At 60.0% G+C, this 23075-nt stretch carries 23 protein-coding genes, 1 tRNA gene and 2 pseudogenes; 16 read left to right on the top strand and 10 right to left on the bottom strand.

Annotated features, from left to right (window positions below; all coding sequences use genetic code 11):
- Window positions 1-39: 39 nt before the first annotated feature.
- The gene (gene dnaQ / locus KG088_RS02660) at window positions 40-792 is read left to right on the top strand and encodes a DNA polymerase III subunit epsilon (protein ID WP_213823948.1); all 753 of its coding nucleotides are present in this window, start codon (window positions 40-42) and stop codon (window positions 790-792) included.
- On the top strand, window positions 792-1565 hold the full coding sequence (gene nudC, locus KG088_RS02665; RefSeq protein ID WP_213823949.1) for an NAD(+) diphosphatase: 774 nt from the start codon (window positions 792-794) through the stop codon (window positions 1563-1565). The genes dnaQ and nudC overlap by 1 nt, the downstream gene beginning before the upstream one ends.
- A gap of 16 nt (window positions 1566-1581) precedes the next feature.
- On the opposite strand, the pseudogene KG088_RS02670 reads toward nudC, so the two are convergent.
- Window positions 1582-1662, bottom strand: a pseudogene (locus tag KG088_RS02670) (SCP2 sterol-binding domain-containing protein); the annotation flags it as partial.
- 91 nt (window positions 1663-1753) lie between these two features.
- Here KG088_RS02670 and sohB point away from each other — a divergent pair.
- Window positions 1754-2794, top strand: coding sequence for a protease SohB (gene sohB / locus KG088_RS02675; RefSeq protein WP_213823950.1), 1041 nt, complete (start codon window positions 1754-1756; stop codon window positions 2792-2794).
- A gap of 13 nt (window positions 2795-2807) precedes the next feature.
- Here the strand turns inward: sohB and KG088_RS02680 are convergent, their stop codons facing one another.
- Window positions 2808-3137, bottom strand: coding sequence for an ArsR/SmtB family transcription factor (locus KG088_RS02680; protein WP_213823951.1), 330 nt, complete (start codon window positions 3135-3137; stop codon window positions 2808-2810).
- Between the two features lie 214 nt (window positions 3138-3351).
- On the opposite strand from KG088_RS02680, the gene KG088_RS02685 reads away from it, so the two are divergent.
- From KG088_RS02685 to KG088_RS02695, 3 genes are all read left to right on the top strand, one after another.
- Window positions 3352-5367, top strand: coding sequence for a propionyl-CoA synthetase (locus tag KG088_RS02685; RefSeq protein ID WP_213823952.1), 2016 nt, complete (start codon window positions 3352-3354; stop codon window positions 5365-5367).
- A 245-nt stretch (window positions 5368-5612) separates the two neighbouring features.
- On the top strand, window positions 5613-6296 hold the full coding sequence (locus KG088_RS02690) for a 7-cyano-7-deazaguanine/7-aminomethyl-7-deazaguanine transporter (protein WP_213823953.1): 684 nt from the start codon (window positions 5613-5615) through the stop codon (window positions 6294-6296).
- 23 nt (window positions 6297-6319) lie between these two features.
- Window positions 6320-7141, top strand: a complete 822-nt coding sequence (locus KG088_RS02695) for an alpha/beta fold hydrolase (protein ID WP_213823954.1) — start codon at window positions 6320-6322, stop codon at window positions 7139-7141.
- On the opposite strand, the gene KG088_RS02700 is transcribed toward KG088_RS02695, so the two are convergent.
- Together KG088_RS02700 and KG088_RS02705 are read right to left on the bottom strand one after the other, a co-directional pair.
- Window positions 7138-8523 (bottom strand): 3'-5' exonuclease family protein, encoded by a 1386-nt coding sequence (locus tag KG088_RS02700; RefSeq protein WP_319941373.1) that lies wholly within the window; start codon window positions 8521-8523, stop codon window positions 7138-7140. The genes KG088_RS02695 and KG088_RS02700 overlap by 4 nt on opposite strands.
- A 1-nt stretch (window position 8524) precedes the next feature.
- Window positions 8525-9709, bottom strand: coding sequence for an ABC transporter substrate-binding protein (locus KG088_RS02705; RefSeq protein ID WP_213823955.1), 1185 nt, complete (start codon window positions 9707-9709; stop codon window positions 8525-8527).
- Between the two features lie 271 nt (window positions 9710-9980).
- Here KG088_RS02705 and KG088_RS02710 point away from each other — a divergent pair, with 271 nt between their 5' ends.
- Window positions 9981-11687, top strand: a complete 1707-nt coding sequence (locus KG088_RS02710) for a potassium/proton antiporter (RefSeq protein ID WP_213823956.1) — start codon at window positions 9981-9983, stop codon at window positions 11685-11687.
- 58 nt (window positions 11688-11745) lie between these two features.
- Here the strand turns inward: KG088_RS02710 and KG088_RS02715 are convergent, their stop codons facing one another.
- A complete protein-coding gene (locus tag KG088_RS02715; RefSeq protein ID WP_213823957.1) occupies window positions 11746-12294 on the bottom strand; it encodes a YaeQ family protein in 549 nt (182 codons plus the stop codon).
- A gap of 647 nt (window positions 12295-12941) precedes the next feature.
- On the opposite strand from KG088_RS02715, the gene KG088_RS02720 reads away from it, so the two are divergent.
- The gene (locus KG088_RS02720) at window positions 12942-15095 is read left to right on the top strand and encodes a heavy metal translocating P-type ATPase (protein ID WP_213823958.1); all 2154 of its coding nucleotides are present in this window, start codon (window positions 12942-12944) and stop codon (window positions 15093-15095) included.
- Between the two features lie 413 nt (window positions 15096-15508).
- Here the strand turns inward: KG088_RS02720 and KG088_RS02725 are convergent, their stop codons facing one another.
- Entirely contained in the window at window positions 15509-16087 is a 579-nt protein-coding gene (locus KG088_RS02725; RefSeq protein WP_213823959.1) for a GNAT family N-acetyltransferase, read from the bottom strand.
- A 447-nt stretch (window positions 16088-16534) separates the two neighbouring features.
- Between KG088_RS02725 and KG088_RS02730 the strand changes: the two genes are divergently transcribed.
- Together KG088_RS02730 and KG088_RS19995 are read left to right on the top strand one after the other, a co-directional pair.
- Entirely contained in the window at window positions 16535-17428 is an 894-nt protein-coding gene (locus KG088_RS02730) for a hypothetical protein (RefSeq protein WP_213823960.1), read from the top strand.
- A gap of 1 nt (window position 17429) precedes the next feature.
- A pseudogene (locus KG088_RS19995) lies at window positions 17430-17597 on the top strand (hypothetical protein); the annotation flags it as partial.
- A 191-nt stretch (window positions 17598-17788) separates the two neighbouring features.
- Here the strand turns inward: KG088_RS19995 and KG088_RS02735 are convergent.
- A tRNA-Ser gene (locus KG088_RS02735) sits at window positions 17789-17879 on the bottom strand.
- A gap of 254 nt (window positions 17880-18133) precedes the next feature.
- Here KG088_RS02735 and KG088_RS02740 point away from each other — a divergent pair.
- The 6 genes from KG088_RS02740 to KG088_RS02765 all read left to right on the top strand — a co-directional run bounded on the left by KG088_RS02740 (window position 18134) and on the right by KG088_RS02765 (window position 20932).
- On the top strand, window positions 18134-18802 hold the full coding sequence (locus KG088_RS02740) for a Bax inhibitor-1/YccA family protein (RefSeq protein ID WP_213823961.1): 669 nt from the start codon (window positions 18134-18136) through the stop codon (window positions 18800-18802).
- A gap of 72 nt (window positions 18803-18874) precedes the next feature.
- On the top strand, window positions 18875-19267 hold the full coding sequence (tusD, locus tag KG088_RS02745) for a sulfurtransferase complex subunit TusD (RefSeq protein WP_213823962.1): 393 nt from the start codon (window positions 18875-18877) through the stop codon (window positions 19265-19267).
- Window positions 19268-19277: 10 nt separating this feature from the next.
- Window positions 19278-19649, top strand: coding sequence for a sulfurtransferase complex subunit TusC (gene tusC / locus KG088_RS02750; protein WP_213823963.1), 372 nt, complete (start codon window positions 19278-19280; stop codon window positions 19647-19649).
- Between the two features lie 42 nt (window positions 19650-19691).
- Entirely contained in the window at window positions 19692-19982 is a 291-nt protein-coding gene (tusB, locus tag KG088_RS02755) for a sulfurtransferase complex subunit TusB (protein WP_213823964.1), read from the top strand.
- Window positions 19982-20335: a TusE/DsrC/DsvC family sulfur relay protein gene (locus tag KG088_RS02760; RefSeq protein ID WP_213823965.1), complete on the top strand. Its 354-nt coding sequence runs from the start codon at window positions 19982-19984 to the stop codon at window positions 20333-20335. The genes tusB and KG088_RS02760 overlap by 1 nt, the downstream gene beginning before the upstream one ends.
- A gap of 24 nt (window positions 20336-20359) precedes the next feature.
- Entirely contained in the window at window positions 20360-20932 is a 573-nt protein-coding gene (locus tag KG088_RS02765) for an acyl carrier protein phosphodiesterase (protein WP_213823966.1), read from the top strand.
- Between the two features lie 32 nt (window positions 20933-20964).
- On the opposite strand, the gene KG088_RS02770 is transcribed toward KG088_RS02765, so the two are convergent.
- From KG088_RS02770 to KG088_RS02780, 3 genes are read right to left on the bottom strand one after another with little or no spacing between them, the layout of a single operon-like run.
- Window positions 20965-22173, bottom strand: coding sequence for a molybdopterin molybdotransferase MoeA (locus KG088_RS02770; RefSeq protein WP_213823967.1), 1209 nt, complete (start codon window positions 22171-22173; stop codon window positions 20965-20967).
- Window positions 22166-22687 (bottom strand): molybdenum cofactor biosynthesis protein B, encoded by a 522-nt coding sequence (gene moaB / locus KG088_RS02775; protein ID WP_213823968.1) that lies wholly within the window; start codon window positions 22685-22687, stop codon window positions 22166-22168. The genes KG088_RS02770 and moaB overlap by 8 nt, the downstream gene beginning before the upstream one ends.
- On the bottom strand, window positions 22688-23017 hold the full coding sequence (locus KG088_RS02780; protein WP_213823969.1) for a DUF1244 domain-containing protein: 330 nt from the start codon (window positions 23015-23017) through the stop codon (window positions 22688-22690). It abuts the gene before it with no gap.
- Window positions 23018-23075: the final 58 nt, after the last annotated feature.

The raw sequence follows: 23075 nt of genomic DNA on the forward strand, positions 1-23075 counted from the left end.
ATCTTACCGCCCACCATTCTGCCAGCCGACGAGACCACCATGCGTCAAATTATATTGGACACCGAAACCACCGGCATTGACCCCCGTGATGGCCATCGCATGGTCGAGATCGGCGCGGTCGAGATGCTCAACCGCCGCCTTACCGGCAAAACCTACCATCAATATATCAACCCGGAACGCGAGATCGATCCCGAGGCCGTGGCGATACACGGCATCACCAACGAGGATGTCGCCAACAAGCCACGATTCGGAGATATCGCGGATGAATTCTGGGCGTTTATCGAGGGCGCCGAGTTGGTGATTCACAACGCGCCCTTCGATGTCGGTTTCATGGACCACGAGTTCCGTCTGTTCAATCGGTACCTCGGTGAATCGCGATTCGCTCCGGTCGCCGAGCATTGCCGAATCCTCGATACGCTTCAGTTAGCCCGCGACAAGCATCCCGGCCAGCGCAACAGCCTGGATGCTCTCTGCAAGCGTTACGAGATCGACAATGGCCACCGGGTACTGCACGGCGCGCTGCTCGATGCCGAGATTCTCGCCGATGTCTATCTGGCCATGACGGGGGGGCAGACCGCGCTATCTCTCGATGCTTCCACTACCCGCGAGGGGCAGACGGGGGCTCAGGATGGGCTATCGATTCGCCGCATCGCGCTTGAGCCGGGTCGCCTGAGAATCACCTCCCCCGACGACGCTGAGCTGTCCGCACACCGTGCCAAGCTTGCTGGTATTCGAGCGGCGGCAGGGGAATGTCACTGGGATCGCCTGGCCGGAGATGGGGAGGCGAACTGATGCTGCGTCGCGAGTTGCCGGTCAATGCCGATGCAGGACACGTGATTCGCTTGTCCGAAGGGCGCATTGCGCCGTCTGAGAACGGCGATTTTCTGCAGCCCGTTTGTCACTGGACCTCGGCGATGCAGCCGCTGTGCTATTGGAACGATGAACCGGTGGCGCTCAGCGTGGAAGCGAGTGCCGGCGACGACTGGCCCGATGGACGCAGCTGGTTGAGTCGCCTCCCAGAGTCCCGATTTGGCCTGCTATCGACGGCACTTGAGGTGGGGGCCTGGCTGCGCAATCACCATTTCTGTGGGCGTTGTGGTGCCCAGGCCTCGCGTCTTGATGCCGAATTCGCGATGCACTGTCATGCTTGTGGGCATCGCAACTACCCCCGCATCTCGCCCTGTATCATCACTCTGGTCACCCACGGTGAATCAATCCTGCTGGGTCGTAGTCCGCGTTTCCCCGTCGGGCGCTACTCGACGCTGGCAGGATTTATCGAACCCGGGGAGGCCGCCGAGGAGGCGGTGCGCCGGGAGGTCTTCGAGGAAGTGGGAATTGCCGTGGGTCACGTCCGTTATTTCAAGAGCCAGGCCTGGCCCTTCCCCCATTCTCTGATGTTGGGATTCTTTGCCGAGGCAGCGAGCCGGCGTATCCGTATCGATGGGGTTGAAATCAGCGATGCGGCCTGGTTCAGCCCGCGCAGCTTGCCTCAGTTGCCGCCGCTCTATTCCATCTCCCGCGCGTTAATAGAGACACATCTGGCAGAGGTCAAGACGGGACACTGATACCGCGGCGACCGATCTATCGTGTCGGGAAGAGGCTGCTCAACTTGGTGGCCAGCGTGACGTTTCCGGTGGCCTTGAGCTTTCCCGTCATGTAAGCCGCATGTTGACTTCAATGCAGGCTTGAATGTGCGGTTAGGGTGGCCTGTTTCCATCCTGGGTCGAGGCAAAATATAGGCGAGGAGTCTGATGTGAACGAGTGGTTGACTGATTTTGGCATGTTCCTGGCACAGCTACTGAGCTTGGTCCTTATCATCGCACTGATTGCCGCGGTGGTGATGCGAGCAAGAAACAGCAGTCCGGAGCAAAGCCGTTTGCATCTCGAGGAGCTCAACGAGACGCGAAAGCACCGCCAACGGCGAATGACCATGGCCGTTAGCGAGCCGGGGGCTCGCAAGCGATTGTTAAAAGCTTTTCGCAAAGAAGACAAAAGGCGGGGCCACCGCGAGCGCAAGACGCAGGAAGACGCTCGCTCTACGGTCTGGGTGTTGGATTTCCATGGCGATATCAAGGCCAGTGGTGCTGCCAGGCTCGCCGAGGAGATTTCCGCTGTTATCGCCGTTGCGGCGGAGGGCGACGAGGTAGTGCTGCGTCTGGAGTCCGCCGGAGGCCTGGTGCATGCCTACGGGTTAGCGGCTGCCGAGATGGATCGCCTGCGACATGCCAAGCTTTCAACGACGGTATGTGTCGACAAGGTGGCGGCTAGCGGAGGCTACCTGATGGCGTGTGCTGCTGATCGAATACGTGCCGCCCCCTTTGCAGTACTCGGCTCCATCGGGGTGGTGGCACAACTACCTAATGTGCACCGTCTGTTGAAGCGTCACGATATCGATGTGGAGTTGCTGACCGCGGGCCGTTACAAGCGCACCCTGACGGTGTTTGGCGAGAACACCCAAGAAGGCCGGGATAAATTTCTCGAGGATATGCAAACCACTCATGACCTATTCAAGCGCCATGTTGCCGAGCGACGCCCAGTCCTTGATATCGATGCAGTCGCGACAGGTGAAATATGGTACGGCAGTCAAGCTTGCGAGATCGGCCTGATCGATGCGCTGGGGACCAGTGAGGCGTATCTGGTCGAGCGCATGGAGCATCAAAAGGTGATCAGTTTCAAGCTGCAGCCCAAGCGCAAGTTGGGCGATCGCTTGGGTCTGGCGATATCGCGAGGCGTTGAAAGGACCCTCGAACGTGGTCTTGAAGTGCTGGACGCAACACGCTGGCAAAAGCGCTAGATAGCAAGATGATTCAGTCTTTCGAGGCGAATTCGGTGCTGCCCAATGCATCGATCACAATACGCGCATGATCGCCGCTCAACGAGTAGTAGATGGTCTGCGAGGCGCGACGGGTGCTGACCAGCCCTTCGCGGCGCAGGATCGCCAGATGCTGGGAAAGCGCGGACTGACTGAGAGACAGACGTTGATTGAGTTCTGTCACAGAGAGTTCCTGTTCCTGGAGCAAGCAGAGGATTCTCAGGCGGTTGTCGTTGGCCATGGCTTTCAACAATGATGTGGCCTGATTGATGACCGAATCTCCTCTCTTGAGGAGCCGAGATGTGTCGTTACGGGTATTGCTCATTGTGCTCTCCCTGAGCTGGCGTAAGTCGCGGATCCAAATAGCGGCCCCAGCGAATGGCTGCCTAGGGTCCAACCCCCGGCAGATCTTCCTGTTTTAACTATCCCTCAATGATAGACCAGCGAGGCAACGGAAGACGTCATGTTTTCGACTGATTCCACGGCACGAACTTAGTCAGGCCCTCCCCGTTTGTTTGTCGACAATGACGGCGAGGAGGATGCTGATTTTGTCGAACGTTAGCCCATTGTATGAGTGGCAGTCGGTCAATTCTGCTCTAAAGTGTCGACAATCTTCGACGCTAACGACCACAAGCAGGCCACTCATGGACTCCTATCGCAGCCACTTCGACCGCTCTATCGAACAGCCAGAAGTCTTCTGGGCCGAGCAAGCCAACCGTATCCCTTGGTTCAAGGCCCCCACGACGATTCTCGAGTACGACGACACTGGACATGCCCGCTGGTTTGTCGATGGCGAGCTTAATATTTGTCATGCCGCGCTGGACTTCCACGTGGAACAGGGCCGAGGTGACCAGCCTGCCATCTACTGGGATTCACCGGTAACCGGCAACAAGCGCACCCTATCGTTCCGCGATATGCGTGACGATGTGGCGCTGTTCGCCGGGGCTCTCAAGGGGCTCGGGGTGGAAAAGGGCGATCGCGTGGTCATCTACATGCCGATGGTGCCGGAGGCATTGGTCGCCATGTATGCTTGCGCGCGTCTGGGCGCCGTGCATTCTGTCGTGTTCGGCGGGTTTGCGCCTCACGAGCTGGCGGTGCGTATCGAGGATGCCGAGCCCAAAGTGGTGGTGGCGGCTTCCTGCGGCATCGAGGTCGACCGGATACTGCCCTACAAGCCGATCATCGACAAGGCGATCGAGCAGAGCGCCTACAAGCCCCAAGCCTGCGTGATATTTCAGCGTGAGCAACAGCGCGCCGAACTGAGTGCTAACGATCACGACTGGTCTGCCTTGGTGAGCGAGGCCAAGCCTGCCGATTGCGTGGCAATGAAAGCCAGTGATCCGCTCTATGTGCTTTATACCTCCGGGACTACCGGCAAGCCCAAGGGAGTCGTGCGCGATACCGGCGGGTATGCTGTTGCATTGCACTACTCAATGGACGTCATTTACGACGTTGCTCCCGGGGATGTGTTCTTCTCGGCCTCGGATGTCGGTTGGGTCGTTGGTCACTCCTATATTGTCTACGCTCCTTTGCTACGAGGGTGCACCACGGTCGTCTATGAAGGAAAACCAGTGATGACTCCGGATGCCGGAGCCTTCTGGCGGTTGATCGAGACGTACCGTGTCAAGAGTTTCTTCACGGCGCCGACGGCGTTTCGCGCCATCAAGAAACAGGACCCGGATGGCAAACTGCTTGCGCAATATGACATCAGCAGTCTCAAGGCCCTATTCCTGGCGGGCGAACGGCTCGACCCTCCCACCTATCATTGGCTTGACGACTTGCTCGAGGTGCCGGTGCTCGATCACTGGTGGCAGACCGAAACTGGCTGGCCTATCGCTGCCAACCTGCATGGCCTTGAACCTATGCCTACCAAGGCGGGCAGCGCCACGGTTCCGGTACCCGGCTTCAATGTGCAGATACTCGGCCGCGATGGTCAGCAGGTCGGCGCCATGCTCCAAGGCAGTGTGGTCATAAAGCAGCCCATGCCACCGGGATGTCTAATCGGCATCTGGCGGGATCCAAAACGCTTCCATAACGCCTATATGGCAGCCTTTCCCGGCTATTACCTCACCGGCGACGGGGGGTACGTCGATGAGGACGGCTATCTGTTCATCATGGGGCGTACCGATGATGTCATCAACGTGGCGGGGCATCGCCTTTCCACCGGTGAGATGGAAGAGGTAGTGGGGGCGCACGCAGCGGTGGCTGAGTGTGCCGTTATCGGCATCCACGATGCTCTCAAGGGGCAGGTGCCGGTCGGACTGGTGATCCCCAAGGATGGCTTCGACGGCGATGAATTGCGGCTGGAAAAGGAACTCATCGACCTGGTTCGTAACCGGATTGGCCCCGTCGCCAGTTTCAAACAGGTGCTGGTGGTCGACAGACTACCCAAGACACGCTCCGGAAAGATTCTGCGCAAGCTGATCCGCAACATCGCCGACGGCAATGAGTTCGGGATTCCTTCGACGATCGACGATCCATCTAGTCTGCACGATGTACGGGAGGCAATGATAGAGAGGTCCCTGGGCTTGGCCCATGAGGCACGACAGGTGTAAATAGCCAGAGGAGTTAGCTAGTTCGCTGCTGCTGCCTCCAGGTGGCAGCAGGGCAAGTATCGCTTGTTGCTATTGTCGTCATAGCCAGCTTGAAGTCGTCCCCGTATAATGCCCCTCCATTCACTCGATGCTAGCGGTCTTGACGCTAGCGATTTCGATCAAGAGGGTTCCCTCACCCCTCTTCTCCAAGCCTCTTGGCAAAACGCCTTTCGGCAAAACGCCCTTCGGCAAAAAAGGACAACGGCATGTTTGCGCTTTCCCCTGACCAGTACCGCCGCTGTGTTGTGTTACTGGTGGGTTTTCATATTCTGGTTATCGCAGCCAGCAATTATCTGGTGCAGTTGCCCTTCACGCTAATGGGCTTTCATACCACTTGGGGCGCGTTCAGCTTCCCGTTTATCTTCCTGGCGACTGACCTGACTGTCCGCCTGTTCGGCAAGGAGCCAGCCAAGGCGATTGTGATGCGTGTCATGTTGCCCGCGCTGGTCATGTCCTATGTGATCTCGGTGGTCTTCCCCCAGGGGGGCTTTGCAGGCTGGGCGGCGCTAGGAGAAGTAAACCTGTTCGTTGCCCGCATTGCTGTGGCGAGTTTCATGGCCTATTTGCTCGGGCAACTTCTCGACGTGAACGTCTTCGATCGGCTTCGCCGGCTGCGTGCCTGGTGGGTGGCGCCGGCAGTTTCCACGGTGCTGGGCAACCTGATCGATACCTTCGCCTTCTTCTCGATCGCTTTCCTTCACAGCCCGGACCCCTTCATGGCCGCTAACTGGCTGGAAATTGCCTGGGTCGACTATGTCATCAAGCTTGGTATCAGCCTGTTGTTCTTTCTGCCACTGTATGGCTTGCTGTTGTCTTGGCTGAGCCAACGACTGGTGGCGGTAACCGGAAGCCGGGATCTGCCGCCGTCCGCCTTATCAGCGCGCCATTGAACCCATAACCGCCGAGGAGAGAGATGCCAACGCCACTCCACTATGTTGATACCCAGGTCGATACCCACGCTGATAACGGTGACGACAACAGCAAAGGCATTCCGCTGGTGGTGATCCACGGCCTGTTCGGCAACGCCGACAACTGGCGCTCGCATGTCAAAGCCTGGCAAGACGTGCGTCGGGTGATTGCCGTGGATCTGCGCAATCATGGTCGTTCCCCCCATCTGGCGGGAATGGGCTACGCCGAGCAGGCGGAGGATGTGGTGGCCTTGCTCGATCGTCTGGGTATCGAACAGGCTCACCTGCTGGGTCACTCAATGGGCGGCAAAGTGGTGATCAGTGTCGCACGGCAGTATCCGCAGCGGGTGGCCTCGCTGATCGTGGCCGATATCGCCCCGCAGGCGTATGGCCATGATCACGACACGGTATTTGCTGCGCTACGCCGGGTTGCCAAGGGAAAGCCCGCAAATCGTCGCGAGGCCGATGAACTGCTCGCCGAACATGTCGATGAACGACCTGTCAGGCTCTTCCTGGCGACTAACCTTGAGCGCGCGGAGGAGGGCGGCCTAACCTTGCGACTCGGTCTCGATGAAATCGAGGCAGATTATGAGGCGATCATGGGGGCGCCGGCGGGTCGGTCGCCCTACCATGGGCCGACGCTGGTGCTACGTGGTGCGCACTCGCATTACGTTGCCGACGCGGCGCTGCCTGCGCTTCGCGAGGTATTGCCGAAAGCCCAGATCAAGACACTGGATGCCGGCCATTGGCTGCATGCCGAGCAACCCGAGGCATTCCGGGAGGCGGTCGATAATTTCCTGGCGGAACTCGGCCCCCGAGGCGTTTAGGCTGGCACGATCCTTAGCCGGCTGGCATAGGGATCGTCGAGACAGCGCCTGAGAATGCGATAGGTATCCACATCGAATCGATTGTCGGTGCCATCGAGTGTCGATGCCTCTTCTAGACAGCTCACACTGCCCAGATATGACCAGTGGGCGACGAGATGCCATCGTTCATGGCCGTCGTCGTTCGTTTCGCCGATGGCTACACGCCCCTCCCACGGCCAACTCTTGACCTGAAGGCGCGCGAGGGCGTCTCTTGCCCTGCGTTCGTGTTCATCGAGACTCTCGGCTCCGTGACAGGCACCTTGGCACTTGCCCAGTTGGCTGGCGAAACATCGACCTCGCCCTGCTTCAATGCCCAACACCCGCCGGCACAAGCCCTGATCGGCCGCTATCTGCTCGAGGGCGCGGCGGGCCTCCTTGCGACTGCGGAACAGTCCGAACAACTCACTGGCTTGTGGGCCGGTCATGGCACCGCCGCTGACCAGGGTGGGCGACAAATCACCTTCGGGCCAGCGCCAGCCCATTAGCTCACCGCGTCGCCGTAGTTGCCGGTTCATGGTTGGTAGCAACTCCTTGACTAGGCGGGCTTCCAGCAACTGGGCCTCAAGATCGCCTACGGTTTCTCGCCAATCGATGCGCTGGATCCGGCGGACGAGTCGCATCTCGCGATCATGCCGATAGTCACTCTGAAAATGGCTCATGACGCGGGCGCGCAGGTTGACGCTCTTGCCGATATACAGGGGCAGATCATTCTCGCCGTAGAACAGATAGACGCCTGGCTTGCCTGGGATGGACTGGATCAGCCCGGGATCCAGGTGGGCAGGCAGGCTCGGCTGGCTGAATTGCCGAGAGACTTCTGCCTCTATACGGTCAACAGGATAGTGGGTCCCCCAGCGTTGCCAAAGTGCGAACAGTGCTCGTGCGTCACCCTCAGCACGGTGCCGGGCTTGGTTGCTGAGCTCATGCCGTTCCAGCAGCGCGTCGAGATTATGGTGAGCCTGGTCAGGGTTCAGACGGCGGGAGAGGCGCAGGGTACAGATCACCCGGGCGCGAAAGTCGATGCCGGCGCGCTGGAATTCGTTGCGCAGAAAGCCGTAGTCGAAGCGTGCGTTATGCGCGACAAGGCAGGCGTCTCCCAGCCACTCTTGAAATGACGGGGCAATGGCGGCAAAGGAGGGTGCCTCGGCCACCATGGCGTCGTCGATACCCGTCAGCGACACAATTTGCGCAGGAATACGCATGCCTGGCTGAATCAGCTGGGCCCAGCGACCCACGATACGACCCTGCTCGACACGCAGTGCCGCAATCTCGGTAATGCGGTCACGCGTGGTGCGGGTACCGGTCGTCTCCAGATCCAGGAAGACCAGCGGGTAAGCAATGGACACGTCAGGGCGCTCCAAGATCGACGGCGAGCCGCTCTACAGGGGTCAAGGTATCGACCATGGCGTTTTTGTGTAGGAAGGCCTCAAAGCGCGCGTAGCGGCCGTGATCGAGGGCGGCGGGTCGCGCGCTGAAACGCGCCAAGGTATCCGACCAGGCGGCGCGGCTGCTGGGAGAGTCAAGGCCCGGCTCGACACCAGCCAGCAACTCCCAGGCGTCATCAGGATATTCGATGATCCATGCCGTGGCCTCTTCCAGCGCCTCCACCAACAGGCGGATAGCCGCGCGGTTCTTGCCGAGTCGATCGCGGTTGGCGACGAGGATCAGGCCGTCATGCAAGGGCACGCCGTGATCCTCGACCCGTAGCACCCGGGTCGCCATGCCTTCATCGGCCAACTGTCGGGGCAGCAAGTGACGCATGGAGCCGATCACACCGTCCACTTCGCGGGCGCTCATGACGTCATCGAGTTCGAAGTCGACACCTTGCACCTTCAATTCGTCGCGTCGGATGTCGTATTGGCGCAGCAGGCTCGACAGCAGTATCCCCAGACCATCCTGGGTCGCATAACCGATCCGTAGCCCAGCCAGTTCCGCAGGGGAGTCAATGTCGAGGTCCTCACGCAGCACCAGGCCGGCAAGCGGTGTGCCGATCAGGGTAGCGACTCTGATCAATGGTAAGCCTCGATCGACCTCATGGTGAAGCAGCGGCTGGTGGCTCAGCGCCAGCTCAACGCGCCCAGCGGCCAGCAGTTTCAGCGGGACGTCAGGATCGGCAGGGGTCGACACGATCACGGACAATCCGCGTTGCTCATACAGGCCACGTGCCTGGGCCACGAACAGGGCGGCGTGCTGTGGGCCTGGATACCAATCGAGCGTCACTTCCAGCGTAGTGAGAGGGGGCGGCTCGATGGGTTCAGGCGGTGCCTCGACCACGGTCGGCCCCGGGTCGGGGGGCGGCGTAACGCCAGTGACATCTGAGGGTGGGTTAATGGCTTCATGCTCGGGTGTTGGCGCTTCAACAAGTGGCACGAAGGGGCTGTCGGTGAATTGCTGAACCCGTCGATCACTGGCAGATGGCTCGGTCATCATTGCCGTCCCGCTATCATCGTTGCCCAGCGTTGGGACCATCACGTCGGTCGCCAGGGGCGGATAACCCAGAGGCGGCGCAGGTAGTGCTTCGTCGGAGGCCATGGAGGAATGCCAGCTATATAAAAGGAACACCCACAACACTAACCATACCAAGAGGGTGTGGGACCAGCGTGGCTGGTATCGAGTGTGCGTTGTCATCAAGGCCTCTTCGGCGTAGGCGACAGTCGCGTCTGCAGGATGCGACAAAAATGTAGCCTAGTGTAGCCTTTGGCCGTTGATCATGGCCAGCACCCTTCTGAGGGTAAACAGGTGGCGTCGCGAAGGGCTGGGTGGCATGCAATAATCGCGTTTTCTGGCGCTTGTCTGGATATCGATGGATACGATTAATACGCTCTTTCTGCTCAGCGGCTTTCTAATTGCGTTGAGTGTGTTGGCCAGCCGCCTTTCTACTATGGCAGGGGTGCCCTTGCTGTTGATCTTCCTGGGCTTGGGGATGCTGGCCGGCGAGGAAGGGATTCTCGGCATCGAGTTCGATGACTATTCGCTGGCATTCGTAATTGGCCATCTGGCGCTTGCCATGATCCTGCTCGACGGTGGGTTACGGACGCGTCTCAAGACATTCCGGGTGGGTTTCAAGCCGGCGCTGAGTCTGGCCACGCTTGGCGTATTCATCACCAGCGGACTGGTGGGGCTGATCTCGATGTGGGTCTTTAATCTTACCCTCATCCAGGGCCTACTGGTGGGAGCGATCGTTGGCTCGACCGACGCGGCGGCGGTATTTTCCATGCTGAGCGGTCGCGGGGTCAATCTCAACGAGCGCGTTGGGGCGACGCTGGAGATCGAATCCGGCACCAACGACCCCATGGCCATCTTCTTGACGATCGTACTCGTCGAGGTGCTGGTAGGCGAGATCGGCGGTGTTGTCGATACCGGTCTCTTCCTGGTGAAGCAGTTCGGTCTGGGCATGGTCGTTGGCCTAGGCGCCGGTTGGCTGATCGCAAAGCTGCTGCGCTGGGTCGATCTTGCACCGGGGCTCTACTCGCTGCTGGCTCTGGCGCTAGGTTTTTTTGTCTTTGGCCTGGCCAGCGTGCTGGGCGGAAGCGGTTTTCTGGCCATCTATCTGACCGGCTTGATGATTGGCAACCAGCCCGGACGGCATCTCAACTTCATCCTGCCGGTGCATGATGGGCTTGCCTGGCTGAGCCAGATCGGGCTGTTCCTGGTGCTGGGCCTGCTGGTCAATCCCAGCGAGCTACTTGAGCACGCCTTGCCCGCGTCGCTGGTGGCATTGTCGCTGATCTTCATCGCGCGCCCACTTGCCGTATTACTGTCCATCAAACCCTTTTTCAAATTCCGTTGGCGGGAAGTCGGGTTCATCTCCTGGGTGGGGCTGCGCGGGGCGGTGCCCATTGTGCTGGCGATCTTTCCGGTCATCGGCGGTGTCGAAAATGCGTCCTTTTACTTCAATGTGGCCTTCGCTGTGGTGTTGATGTCGTTGCTTATCCAGGGAGGTACGCTGCCCTGGATGGCCAGGCGCATGAAGGTCGAGGTACCTAAGAGTGTCACTCCGAGCCTTCGTGGCCCCTTGGGGGTGCTGCCGGAAAACGACTACGAGATGTTCGTGTATGTGGTGGACAACGAGGAACTCAAGGATGTGCCGATCCGGCTGCTACGCTTTCCCTCCGGCGCCCTGATCTCGGCGCTGTTCCGGGAACATGCCATGTTGCATCCCAAGGGGAGCACTCGACTGCAACTGGGCGACGTCATCTGTGTCATCGGTCGTACCGATGATTTGCCGGCCTTGAATCGGATTTTCAATGGCGATGCGAAGCTCAAGCAGGTGCGGGCTTTCTTCGGTACCTTCACGTTCGATGGCCAGGCGCGAATGCAGGACATTGCCGATGCCTACGGTCTCACCCTGAGTCCCGGCGAGCACGACATGACGTTAGCCGACTTCGTGTCATTGCGCGTAGGCGGCCATCCGGTCGTGGGCGATGATGTTGACTGGCACGGCATCCATTGGGTCGTAAGCGAGATGGAAGGCAACACGGTGACCCGCGTGGGCTTGCGCCTGTATTGAGTCTTTCGCCGCCGGCGCTACGCAAGAAACCGAGGTCCGTGTAAGGTCGGGGTATACATCAGGATGGTAGGGGGTGGCGTATCTCCATTGTCACCTCCACTGAGTCGTCGAGGCTCGCCATATAAGTGCTGCTGTCCTGGATCGTGCAGCTGAGCGTCATATTCTTGGCACTCAGCGCAGCCAGCGATGTTACAGAACCGGCACCGATATCGACGACCACAAGGTTTTCAAGGCCTTTGAGCTTTCTGCCGATCTGCTCCCACCACACCTGAGCCCCATGGCCGCTGTACGAGTAGACGACGACTTTTCTGGCCTGGCCGCACGCCTTGCGTAGGGTCTTTTCGTCCGGTTGCCCCAGTTGGACCCAGAGCTCGATGGCACCGGTCAGATCCTTCTGCCAGATGTCGGGTTCGTCCTCGGCACTCACCCCGCGACCGAAATGTAGTGATTCATTAGCATGGTGGGCAAATGCCAGGAGCCGCACCATCATTCGCTCATCGTTTTCCGATGGATGGCGAGCCAGGGTCATGGTGTGCTCGGCATAGTAATGCCGGTCCATGTCGGCGATCTGGAGTTTCACCTTATGTACCGTTGCTTTCAGTGCCATGGGGTGTGTCACCTGATTGGGCGAAAAACGTGGGTCATGATGCCATACCCAGCGTCGCCGACGATGATGGACCGCAAGCGTCTTCTCTGCAGTCCGAGGGAATCCGAACGGTATGCCTTCCCCTATGGACGATTCCGGCAAGAAGATCTAAGGTGAGAGAGCGAAAGATCAGCTATTAGTGAAAAGTGTGGCGAATGAAAGCCTGAATAGGCAGTCACACCGTGGGTCGCAGTGTTGCGACGTTGTAAGACGAGTCGCGACTGTGTCGCCAATCGTTCAGGATTAATGGAATTTAAAGGGAGTTTTTATGAATAATATCGTCTATATCGTCGGGGCCGTCGTTATTGTATTGGCCATCCTTTCATTTCTCGGTTTTCGTTGAATCTTGGCGCCTAGCCATGCCAGCGCCCTTCCTTGCGAAGCGGGGGAACGGCGGTAAAGCGAGATAGCGTTCATATCGTTCATATAAAGAAGCCCCGAACAGCGGGGCTTTTTTTATGGCACCGATGCTCAGCATGGGGTTCGCCTGGCGAGAGGGTGGTCATATCGCCCGACATGGCTTGAGCTTCTAGTTACAATAGGAATTATCCTGATCTCGATTATCCCGATCGGCGAGGTTGCGAAAAACGCCATGTGAGAGAAATGCCATGACAGAGAAAGCACGAGGCGTGGCCACTGCTGGCGACACGCTTCGGTGGCGCGTCGAGGGGATGGATTGTGCCGGTTGCGTGCGCAAGGTCGAGTCTGCGGTCATGCGCGTGGACGGGGTCGAGAGCGTGGCCGCCAATGCCACCATCGGCTCGGTCAGCGTCACTGCCAAGGAGAACAGGTCTCCGTCACGTCGGGCGATCGAGAGCGCAATCCGCGGCCTGGGTTACGGCGTCACGCCGGACGAAGCGGGCGGGTCGCCCTCAAAATATTTGCAGCCGCAAGCCTGGTGGCAGAGCGCCAAGGGACGCCTGGTGGGGGCAAGCGGTGCGTTGCTGGTGCTGGCCTTCGCCCTGCACTGGGTATGGCCCGAGCTAGGTAACTGGCCCTTCGTCGTCGCCACCATCGTCGGCCTGGTACCGATCGCGCAGGCGGCCTGGCGCGCCTTGCGCGTGGGAGAGCCTTTCACCATCGAAATGCTGATGACCATTGCCGCCGGCGGCGCCCTGGTTATCGATGCCGCCGCCGAATCCGCGGTGGTGGTGTTCCTCTTCGCGGTGGGTGAGCTGCTTGAGGGAGTGGCGGCCTCCCGAGCGCGACGCAGTATCTCGGCGCTCTCGGACCTGAAGCCCTCGATGGCTCAGCACCTGGAGGACGGCGAACCCCGTGAAGTTCTCGCCGACACTCTGCTGCCCGGACAGTGGGTCCTGGTACGCCCCGGCGATCGCGTGCCCTGCGATGGACTTATCGGGAAAGGAAGCTCTTACCTGGATGAGTCGCCGGTCACTGGCGAGTCCGTGCCGCGACTCAAGACAACCGGAGATACCGTCTTTGCCGGGACCGTCAATCACGATGGTGCGCTCAAGGTGGAAGTGACCCGCCGTGCCGAGGACAACACCATCTCGCGAATCATTCGTCTCGTGGAAGAGGCCCAGGCCGCAAAGGCACCGGTCGCGCGTTTCATTGATCGCTTCGCCCGCTGGTACATGCCGGTGGTGGCCGGCTTGGCCGGGTTGATGGCGGTGGTGCCGCCGCTTGCCTTGGGTATGGCCTGGTCGGAATCGATTTATCGTGCGCTGGCGTTGTTGTTGATTGCCTGTCCCTGTGCCCTGGTGATCTCGACACCGGCCGCCATCGCCGCTGGCCTCTCCAGCGGCGCACGCCGGGGCCTGCTGATCAAAGGCGGCGCCGTTCTCGAAACGCTGGGCAAGCTCAAGACCATCGCCATGGACAAGACCGGTACGCTGACTGTCGGCATGCCGCAGGTCACCGATGTGGTGGCCTTTACCGATGATGATGATGAGCGAGGCATCTTGCGATTGGCGGCAGCGCTCGAGCGCGAGTCGAGCCATCCGATCGCCACCGCGATCATGAACTACGCTCGCAAGCAGGATCTCGCACTGCCCAGGGTACAGGCCGCCCGGGCGCTTTCCGGTGCCGGAGTGGCTGGTCACGTCGAGGACCGGGACCTGCAGCTGGCCAGTCCCCGTCATGTGGCCGATAGGTTAACGGAACAGCCCGAACGCCGTGACTACATCGAGAGCCTCGAGAAGGAGGGCAAGAGCGTCGCCATTCTGGTCGAGGGCGAGCGGTTGCTTGGTGTCATCGCCGTACGCGATGAGCCCCGCGACGATGCCCGGGAAGGCCTGTGGGCGCTCGAGCGGCTGGGTGTCAAGGCGGTGATGCTGAGCGGCGACAATGCCCGCACGGCGGCGGCGATCGGTCAAGCCCTGGGCATCGAGGCCTACGGTGAGTTGATGCCGGACGACAAGGCGCACCGTGTACGCGAATGGCAGGCCAGTGGACGAGGACCGGTGGGCAAGGTGGGTGATGGCATCAACGATGCCCCGGCGCTGGCAGCGGCAGACGTAGGGATTGCCATGGGCGGCGGCACTGAAGTCGCCCTCGAAACGGCGGACGCGGCACTACTCGGGAACCGGGTCGCAGGCATCGCCGAGCTGATCGACCTGTCGCGCGCCACCCTGCGCAACGTCAAGACCAACGTGGCCCTGGCGCTGGGCTTCAAGGCCATCTTCCTGGTGACCACGGCGATGGGCATTACCGGGCTGTGGATTGCCGTGATGGCGGATACTGGCGCCACCGTGCTGGTCACCCTGAACGCGATGCGACTGTTGAGGTATCGCTTCGAATGACTAACTATCACCCCATTTCCCGATGGACATCTTCGGACACTGCAACGCCGAGTCAAAGAGTGGCGCAGACAGATGGCGCTTCACCTTGTGTTTGGTCAAGGTAGCACCGATGTTACTTCCCCGATATATGACCATGAAGAGAAGATCAGCAGTGAAGAGGGACAACCACTCGGTAACATTCCTGATGAGAGGCAGCAGAGTAACCTTTTCTTGTGAGGCAACACGCACGGCCCGGTCAGAGTAATTGTCGCTCTATAACCCAGGGGGACTACCCACATGACAAGCCCCTTACCGAATGTGTTGCACCGCCAGAGCAAGGGCGCAGCGGGAATGCGCTTTCAGGATGAAAGCGCCCTCGCAGAAATCTGCGAGGGCTTCGTGGTCTCGAATTTCGGATATGCGCACAAAGTGGACTACCCGCCCGCACGCAGCATCGGGAAACGTTTCGGCGTTCCGGGCAACTGAACTTCCGCTAAAAGCTCGAAACCATGACGGTGGTAGAACGACAGGTTGGCGGGATTGCTGGACTCGAGGTAGACCAAGGCGTGTTCGCCATCACAGTTCTGCAAGCCATACTCCAGCAGCTTTGCACCGCGCCCCTGTCTCTGCTGTTCCGGATCAACTGCAAGTAACTCAAGTTCCCAATAGGGCTTTTCGGGCCTGAACTTCACACATGCATCGAGAAGGGAAAAAAAGGATGCTATCCGATCCTGTCGATCTAAATTCTCAAAGACCCGCGCCAGTTCGGCCTCATCGAGCCCGACGCCGGGCGGATACCAGATTGAGGCACCGGAAAAATCGGTGAAGACGTGAACTCCGCCAACGTTGAACGCGGGCCTGGCGCACACCTCGACGAACTTACGGTGAGATGTCATAAAATCCCGTTCGGTCAACACCCAATTGACGGTAGGGTCCGCTTCGAAACCCTTGTCCATGATCGCGGCGATTTCGTTCATTTCAGAAGGCGAAGCGACGCAGATAGGGTGACCCATCTTCTCTCTCCCGAAGGGGCGAAGTGGAACCAGTTGAGCCAAATATGAACCAAAATGCAAGGTGCACAGCATCCGACGGTGGTGGGCGACCTAGGTCGCTGTGATCTTACCCAGCAATCGTGGACACCATCCCCCCCGCGCTGCACGCCGGGGCCAACCCTTGGCCCGCACGGCTGACGCCATGCTGCGTCGGTACAGGACTTCATCGCTCGCGCTGCGTTGGCGTGCGGGTCGCGCTTCGCGCCACCCTCGCCGCGGACCCGTGCTTTCTGGCGCTGCTTCCCAATCCGCCCCCGGCTGACGCCGGCGGCTGGCTCACTGCCCACCGCCGCCGTCGCTGGTGTACCCTGTCGCCATCGCTTCCGCCTCGAAGAGCCGCGCATGCCCCAGGCCACCTACCGCCACTAATCCCAGCTTCACCGTCGATACGTTCGCTCGGTGATGAAGATGATGGGCCTGCCCAAGAAGCCCCGGATCGAGGCCGAGATCTTCGCTGAGATGGTGCACGACGAACAGGTGGTGCACTCCATCAACGGCGAGCTCCTGATGCTGGAGTGGCACCACGGCCGCGAGGGGAAGGTGGTGGTGCCCGAGTCGTCACTGTCCGAATGGCTGCAGACGGTGCAGCTCAGCCGCGTGAAAGGCGACGCCTGGTCGTGGCCGTGGGCGTTCAGCACCTTGTCGTTCCCGTCCAGGCAGACCTTTCATGGTCACGCACTGGACGGTGCCCTGGTGGCCTGGGTGGATTCGACCACGCTGCCTGGCCGCTATGAGGCCTTCCTGCGCGCCCACGACAACCCGCACGGCGTGGACATGATGGGCCTCGGCGATCCCTGGCTGATCGTCGCGATCCACAACCCGCTGGGTACCCAGCCCAGCCTCAACCCCACCATGTTGCGCGGCGCCTTCAAGCCCTCACAGATCACCGACTTCATCAATCGCGAGGCCATCGAATACCCCGGTGGCCGGTCGACGCCACTGGCCGATGAGGAGGGCATGATCCTGCGTGCCGTGGTGCGCTACGTGCTGTCGCTGGGTATGTATCTCTCCGCCTATCCCGAGGCGCTGTCGAGCGGCGTGCCGGCCTGGATGAAGAACAAGCACCCGGAAGGGAAAAGGGGCGTGCCTTTCGCGCATATCGGCTACGACCGCGAGGACCGCAAGTTGAATCTGGCCATGACCGCCCCACGCTCGGTGTCTCCGTGCTGGCGACAGCTGCGCGACGAACGTTTCTATCGCGGCAAGTGGGCCGATCGCCGACGCGGTAGCCTCTATGTGCTGGTCAGCGGCTATGAGGTGGGAGCCGGGAAGACAGTGGGGGTGGAATCGTTAGAACCATGATCGGCTGGAGGCACTGGAAAAGCCGCTTCAGGACGCCCAGCAGCGCGCTCACAAAACCGAATTGGCGAGGCGGGGTGAGTCCCTGACGGAACGGCTGCAGACTCTGGAACGCCCTACGCAACACGTGATGAACGATGAGGGAGATACAACCAATTCCAGCTGCCACTAGCGAGCTAGAAATGGTCCCGTGGGTACCGCGACAACTCGTTCAAATAGCTTGACAGTGGGGGGGCCGGAGACTGTCCAAGTGCTTCCAGCCTGAACCGTTGACAGCCAACTGAAAAGTGTGGGTCACAGTGTGGGTCAGCAGACACTAAAAAAAGAAAAAGCCGCTGAAATCAGCGGCTTAATCGGTATTCTTGGCGGAGGGACAGGGATTCGAACCCTGGAAGGGCTATTAACCCTTGCCGGTTTTCAAGACCGGTGCATTCAACCGCTCTGCCATCCCTCCGGCTTACGGAGCAGCATACTACCAGTTTTCGATCGCTGGTCAAGCGCCTAGAGAAGCAATATCTTAGCGGGAACCGAAGGTCGGGCTTAAGGTGATTTGCGAGCTAACCGCTTGAATAGCGTGCCGTAAGCTGGGACGCTATCTTTCAGCATAAATACCGTTGAGTTTCGGCGAGACAATGACTTGCGCCGGGAACTCCGAGTGGGCATTCTAGGTCCAAACCATAGATCATCATAACAGGGAGCTCTGCAATAATGGCTTACCAAGATACGCATCTGACGCGTCCGCAGTCTCAAGCGGTCAGTACCAACAAGGTGCTCCGCAATACCTATGGCCTGCTGGCCATGACGCTACTGTTCTCCGCTATGACCGCTGGTGCTGCAATGGCCATGGGCATCGAGCGAATGAACATTTTTGTGTTCTTCATCGGTGCCTACGGATTGATGTTCCTGGTTCACAAGACGGCCAATTCCGCGATGGGGTTGCTGTCGACGTTTGCCTTCACCGGATTTATGGGCTTTACCCTGGGGCCGATTCTAAGTGCGTACCTGACGTTGCCCAACGGCGCTCAGTTGATCATGACAGCATTGGGTATGACGGGGGCTACCTTCCTGGGGCTCTCGGCCGTGGCCTTGTTGACTCGCAAGGATTTCAGCTTTCTGGGTAATTTCCTGATGGCGGGTGCCATCGTGCTGATTCTGGCCATGGTGGCAGCGCTGGTCTTCCAGATTCCCGCGCTCTCCTTGATGGTTTCAGCTGGCTTTGTGCTATTTGCCTCTGCCGCCATTCTCTACCAGACCAGCGAGATCGTGCATCGCGCGGGCGAAACCAATTATATACTCGCTACCATTACCCTCTATGTCTCGATCTACAACCTGTTCATCAGCTTGCTCTCGATTCTCGGCATCATGAGCAACGACTGATCGTCCGGCGCCAAGATGTCACTGGCCCCGCCGATTGGCGGGGCCAGTCCGTTTCAGGAGGTCCCTTTTGTCATGCGCTACGCCATCTTGCTGCTCGGCGCCCCCTACAGTCACCAGGCTTCACATTCCGCCCTGCGCTTTGCGCACGCCTTGCTCGCGCGTGGACACTCCCTCGATGCCGTGTTTTTCTACCACGATGGTGTGCAAAATGCGGCGCGTCTTGCGGCTCCGCCACAAGATGAAAGGCACGTGGTAGATGAATGGATCGCCTTGCATGCCGAGCATGGCACCTCGCTGGAGGTCTGTATCGCCGCGGCACTGCGTCGTGGCCTGCTGGATGAACGCGAGGCCGCACGCCATGGCAAGTCAGGGCATAGCATAGACGCGCCATTCGAACTGACTGGCTTGGGTCAACTGATTGATCTCGGCCAGCGGTGTGATCGACTGATCACCTTCGCACCATGAAGGGCATCACATGACATCACACTTTTCTTCCGATCTGCTGGTAATACTGCGTCACGGCCCTCATGGCAGCAGTCTGCTGCGTGACGGACTGGACGCCGCGCTTGTGGCGGCGGCCTTTGGACAACGGGTGTCCCTATTGTTCATGGGGGAAGGCGTTATGGCCTTGGTGGATGACCAGCAGCCAGATCCGCTAGGCCAGAAGGGCACGTCAGCGACGATCGAGATGCTGTCGATGTATGATATCGAGGCGATATTGGTTGAACAGACGGCCCTTGAGCTCTTTGGGCTGACGCCTGACGAATTAATGCTACCGGTCCGCTTGCTGACCGGTGCAACGTTATCGACGCTGCCGACCTCGCATCGACTGGTGCTGACATTCTGATGGTACCGATGCCTGACGACGTTAATCTTTCCAAGGATTCCTATGCTGTTGCATGTGCTTAATCGTTCTCCCGCCACCAGTCGGGTCTACCAGCAGGCATTGACCATGATGGGTGAGGAAGACCGGCTGCTGCTTGTCGAGGATGGTGTGCAGGGGGCTTTGCCGCAGATGGTTCGCCATTTCGGCGAGGTGCAAGGTCGGCTCTTCGCGCTCGAGGAGGATCTGGCATCGCGTGGCCTGCTGGGTCGGTGTGATGCCTCGGTACAGGTGGTCGATGTCGACGGTTTCGTACTATTGACCGAACAAGCCGAACGCACGATGAGTTGGTACTGATGGCGTCCACCACTCTCGCCCGCTACCTAGACGTGAAAGGTCAGCGTATCGGTTTGGATCCCGAAGGGTACCTGGTGAATCTCGATACCTGGTCGCCCGACGTGGCCCATGCGCTGGCCGATGAAGACGGCATAGCGCTGACTGACGAGCACTGGGAGGTGATCGAGGTGCTTCGGAACTTCCATGCTCGCTTCGCCATGGCACCCGCCATGCGGCCGCTGGTAAAAGCGGTGGGACAGTCATTGGGAGAAGACAAGGGGCGCTCGATCCACCTGATGCGCCTTTTTCCCGGCAGTCCTGCCAAGGTGGCCGCGCGCCTGGCGGGCCTGCCCAAGCCGACCAACTGTCTATGAGTCTCTCGCCATGAGAGGAGCATTGTGAACTTTCTCGCGCATGCCTGGCTAGCGCGTGGCGGCAGTGATGATTTCCTGTTCGGTAATCTAATCGCCGATGGCGTCAAGGGGCCCGACTTGTCACCTTGGCCAACCGACGTTGCCAGTGGCATTCGCCACCATCGCCGGGTCGATGCCTTCGTCGATGCGCACCCGGTCGTAGCGGGGACCTTGTCACGTGTCCCGCGAGGCCAGCGCCGTGTGGCGGGCATTGCCCTCGATATGGTCTGGGACCACTTTCTGGCGAGGCGGCTGGGCCTGGAGACGGAGCGGTCGTTGCTGATAGCGCGTTGTTACCGAGTGCTGGATAACCAGCCCGCTCCGGCACGACTGGCCACGATGATGCCGTTGCTGGTCCAACAGGACTGGTTGCATCGCTATGCGGATTTCCGCTTCACCTGCAACGCGGTAGCAGGTATCGGCCGACGCCTCTCCGGCCCCAATCGCCTCGAGGAACTGGTGCCTTGGCTCGAGACGGACTACGACCGACTGGCCGATGATTTCAGCCAGCTCTGGCCCTCTGTTGTTACTGCGCTCTGCATCGCCCCAGCCGCATAACTCCAACAGCATAGCCCCTGCGGCAATTTCTTTCAGTCCACCTTGAGCCACAGGCAGTCGATGCGATCGTTCGCTGCTACCTGAGTCTCGGCAGGAATGACGGCCAGTGCATCCGCGTGAATACACGACGACAGGACGCTCGAATTCTGATCGCGAAAGGCATGTGCGGTTATGCCCTGGTCGTTGAACGCAAGTGCGACACGCATGTAATGTCGGCGCGGCCCCGTGGTGGTGGTAAACGCGGCGCGCGCGGAGAGTTGGGGCAACGTTTTCAGCGCGGGGCAGGCGAGTAGGGCGCCCACCAGTGGTCGCAGGAACAACCAGGCGCCGACAAACCCGGAGACCGGGTTGCCGGGCAGACCGACAAAGCGGGCCTCGCTATTGTCATGGCGTGTCAATCGCCCCAACGCCAATGGTTTGCCGGGGCGAATGGCCAAGCGCCACATATCGAGTTGACCCAGTGACTCCGCGGCGGTCTTGACATGGTCCTCCTCGCCGACGCTGACCCCCCCGGTAGTGACCACGAGATCAGCGACCTCGGTGGCCTTGCTGAGTATGCCCCGTGTCGCGCGGGGCTCATCGGGCACTGTGACGGCCTGTATGACCTCGGCACCGAATCGTTCGAGCAGGCGTTTGAGCATCGGCCGGTTGGAATTGTAGAGCTGTCCCGGTGCCAGTGACTGGCCGGGATCGATGATCTCGTCGCCGGTGGAGAGCAGGGCGACGCGAGGGCGGCGGCGTACCATAAGCTCGGTGATACCCTGTCCCGCCAGGTGGCCCAGGGCGGCCGCTTCCAGCCGTTCACCGGCGCACAACAGTACATCGCCAGTCGAAACGTCGCGCCCGCGGCGACGGACGTTGTCGCCGGCGGGCAAATTGCCGGGAATCCATACCCTGTCGCCCCGTCGCTCGACCTTTTCCTGCATCACGACACAGTCGGCGCCTGAGGGTATCTCACCGCCGGTAAAGATTCTCGCGCAACTGCCCGGCGCCAAGGGCGTGGCAGTCGAGCCGGCGGCGATGCGCTGGCTAACCGTCAGCCAGCGTCCGGCATCGCCATGATACAGGGCATAGCCATCCATGCCGCTGTTGTCGAAGGGGGGGGCGTCGAGGCTCGCGGTGACGTCTTCGCACAGGACGCGCCCGCCTGCTTCGTCACCAGCAATACGCTCGCAATCGACAGGTTCCACCCCCTCGACCAGGGCGGCCAGCGCCGCCTCGACGGACCGCAACTCAGCCATGCTGGCCACGCTCGGGTATGACCAGATTGGCGAAGTTGCAGGGCTTGTGACGGCTGTCGAGCTGTTCGGCGAGGATGCCGTCCCAGCCCGTCAGGCAGGCGCCGGTGGAGCCCGGCAGGCAGAAAATTACCGTGGCATTGGCGAGGCCACCGAGGCAGCGACTCTGTATCGTGGAACTGCCGATTTCCTGCCAGGACAGCTGTCGGAACAGCTCACCGAACCCTTCGATTTCCTTGTCGAGCAGCACCGAGACCGCCTCGGGTGTCGAGTCGCGTCCGGTGAACCCTGTTCCGCCGGTCGTCACGATGACCTGAACGGCAGCGTCGGCGATCCATTCGGCGACTACCGCACGAATCCGGTAGACGTCGTCGATAACGATACGCTTTTCGTGCAACTGGTGTCCGGCAGCGCTGAGTCGCTCTATCAGCGCCTGGCCACTGCGATCGGTCTCATCGGTGCGCGTGTCGGAGATGGTCAGCACGGCAATGGTCAGCGGAATCATCGGTTCGCTCATTTATGCTTGCTCTTCCTTGGCGGCCTTCTTGCGAGCCTGCAGCGCCTCGAACGCCGCCTGTTGTTCGGGGGAAGCTTCCTTCTGATAGTGGGCTTTCCATTTGCTGTAAGGCATTCCGTAGACATAGTCACGCGCGGCGTCATAGTCGAGCTCGGCGCCACGCTCTTCCGCGGCCGTCACCAGCCACTTGGAAAGGCAGTTACGGCAGAAGTCCGCCAGGATCATCAAGTCGATGTTCTGGACGTCCTTACGGTTATCGAGATGCTTGAGAAGACGACGAAACGCCGCCGCCTCGAGTTCGGTACGTGTCGCATCGTCTAGGTGTTGCATAGGGTAATGTCCTTCTTGGAGGAGGGTGGCCGATAGGGCCAGCATAACAAAAGACACC

Source organism: Halomonas jincaotanensis (genome assembly GCF_018448785.1).
Lineage (GTDB): Bacteria > Pseudomonadota > Gammaproteobacteria > Pseudomonadales > Halomonadaceae > Halomonas > Halomonas jincaotanensis.